Annotated in this window: 3 protein-coding genes and 1 pseudogene; 1 reads left to right on the top strand and 3 read right to left on the bottom strand. The window is 57.1% G+C overall.

The annotated features are described in order from the left end of the window. The first annotated feature begins 178 nt into the window (after window positions 1–178). Window positions 179–376, top strand: a complete 198-nt coding sequence (locus BQ9893_RS21930; RefSeq protein ID WP_208610837.1) for a hypothetical protein — start codon at window positions 179–181, stop codon at window positions 374–376. Here the strand turns inward: BQ9893_RS21930 and BQ9893_RS20920 are convergent. The 3 genes and pseudogenes from BQ9893_RS20920 to BQ9893_RS20910 all read right to left on the bottom strand — a co-directional run. Beyond that, window positions 361–810: a hypothetical protein gene (locus BQ9893_RS20920; protein ID WP_075967834.1), complete on the bottom strand. Its 450-nt coding sequence runs from the start codon at window positions 808–810 to the stop codon at window positions 361–363. The two genes, BQ9893_RS21930 and BQ9893_RS20920, sit on opposite strands and share 16 nt — an antisense overlap. Before the next feature lies 1 nt (window position 811). Next, window positions 812–1,099 (bottom strand): hypothetical protein, encoded by a 288-nt coding sequence (locus BQ9893_RS20915; protein WP_075967833.1) that lies wholly within the window; start codon window positions 1,097–1,099, stop codon window positions 812–814. A 19-nt stretch (window positions 1,100–1,118) separates the two neighbouring features. Beyond that, window positions 1,119–2,170, bottom strand: a pseudogene (locus BQ9893_RS20910) (hypothetical protein); the annotation flags it as partial.

Raw genomic sequence — 2,170 nt, 5'->3', positions numbered from 1 at the left:
CACCGGCGACCAGCTCCTCCGTAGGGGTGGCCTTGTCATCAATACTTTTGATATAGTTCTCCACCAACCGGCCGCTCACCGGAAGATTACCCGTGGATTCGTCACCGGACCAATCGGTCTTCTGCATGTCAAGACCGTCCGTATCATACACTTTCTTCGCCATATCGTTATTCTTTAAATGTCATTTTATCCGTTTCCATCCGTCCGTACGGCTCCAGGGTTTGTCACCACGCCAATAGCCCGCGCCAAAGCAGCTCCTTATCGACTGCCAGACAAGTCTCGCGCCGACGTAGATTGCAGTGACCGCCCGCTTGCCGGCATAAACGGCCGTTATTTCCTTATCACCCGCATGGATCATGGCTATTCCTCCTCGTAAATCAGGTAGATACCCATGTCGTCTTTCTCAGGGAGCGCCTCGAAGTCCTCCTCGCTCATCGGTATATGTTTGTAACCGCCGGCTATCGCATCCCTCGCCTCCTGCGCGGCATCTCGCGCGACCTTGGCGGACTCATCGGCGGTCTGGACCGCCTCCAACATTTTTTTGGTGGCTTCCTCCGCCTTGCCGACCGCCTCGTTCATGTCGACGGCGATCCCCTCGACCGCCTCGGCGGCCTTGTTCGCCCTCGCCGCCGCGTCATCGGCCGGTTTACTGAGCAAGGAGATGGGGACGCTCACCAGTTTGTCCCCTTTCTGGGCGGGAAGGGAGCTCACGCCGCTCAACGAACCGACCGTCTCGAGCGACTCGACGCTCTTCGATTCCGCCTTAATCGCCTCCAGTACCTGGTTGATATCCGATTCTGTCAACGCCATCTCATTCCCCTCCCTCTATTAATTTATACACTTGTCCGTAACCACCGGCCGTCAGGCATTCGCCGCACACCTCCTTGATGAGCGTGCCTTCCTCGGTGGTGATCTCCAATACGCCCCCGTTCTGAATGATACGCTGGCAAAGGACGTAAGCTTTGAACTTCTCGTCCCGGCCCACGGGCTTCTCCTTGCCGTAATTGAACAGGGCTTCCGCAACGGCTGTGGCGATGGTGTCACCGCCGAGCTCGTTCCCGTTGAAGTCCTTGAATCTCCTGTTTAAGTCAACTTTCATATCTCCTGGTTTTAAATGTTCATTCCTTGTTGTATCCCACGATAATGCCACCCCTCACGATCAAGCGTATCTTGTCAAGGTCGGGGTTTTCCGACATGCCGCCGCCCCAGTTGACACCGGCGTTGTAAGTGTAAGTGCCGTTTGCGTTCCGGCCGGTTATATACCGGAATCCTGCCGACGCACAATAATCACTGTCCAGCTCCCCCCTGACACTTGTCGGGCCCACGAAAAAGCCCGCATATGTCATGCCGCTTCCGGGATAGGTAAGCGTGCCGGTGGAGGCGTATATGGCGGCGCCGCCCATGTTGGAGCCCACCGCCTTCACGCCGAACCGCCCTTCCGTCGCGGCGTTGAAGGCAACGTCCACGACCCCCTCCGTCGAGGTCTGGGATACACCCAGTTTCAGGCTCCTCGAGTCGCCTCCGAAATAATCGCGGCTCTTCCAATGCAAACGGCCGGACTCGATGGTGAAGCCGCCTATCTTGCCGCTGTCGGCCGTGATGGTCCCGCTAATGTCTGCGTTCCTCGCAGCGATGCTGCCGTCCGTAAATACCTTGAAATAGCCGTTCGCCGTCACAAGCCCCTCCAGTTCGATCTGGTCGGCCGTGATGGTCACACCGGAAACGAGCTTGCCGAACTCGTCATGCTTGACATAGACCTTCAGGTCCGCACTCTTGACAAGGCCGCTACTCGTGACACCCTCGGCGAACAGCCTGGAAAAATCGGCGGTCGTCACCAGGCCGGACCTGTTCTTCAGCGACCCGTCATCGTTGAAACGCTCGGATATGAGTCTGTTGTATTTTGCGGTCGTGATGATCGAGGATCGCTCCAGCACGTTGCCGTCCTTGTCGAAATTCGCCGCCGCAATCCGGATCATCTTGTCCGACTGGTCAAAGAAAGTCGCGTACTTGTACGCCAGGGCATCCGTCCGGTCTGTCGAGAATACCAACAGGGACACTTGGATGACACCCGTGAACGACAGCTTGAAGTCACCCGTCCCGTTCCACAATCCGGAATGGTTGAGTACCTTTTCCCCGCCGACCGGCAAATCACCGTCGTAAGCGAACATAT

It is taken from the genome of Parabacteroides massiliensis (assembly GCF_900155425.1).
GTDB classification, from domain to species: domain Bacteria; phylum Bacteroidota; class Bacteroidia; order Bacteroidales; family Tannerellaceae; genus Parabacteroides; species Parabacteroides massiliensis.
This window is presented reverse-complemented; position numbering and strand designations above follow the sequence as displayed.

Coding starts and splice junctions, on each gene's coding strand:
- BQ9893_RS20915 (WP_075967833.1), bottom strand. CDS start 1,099: ATGAAAGTTGACTTAAACAGGAGATTCAAGGACTTCAACGGGAACGAG.
- BQ9893_RS21930 (WP_208610837.1), top strand. CDS start 179: ATGTCATTTTATCCGTTTCCATCCGTCCGTACGGCTCCAGGGTTTGTC.
- BQ9893_RS20920 (WP_075967834.1), bottom strand. CDS start 810: ATGGCGTTGACAGAATCGGATATCAACCAGGTACTGGAGGCGATTAAG.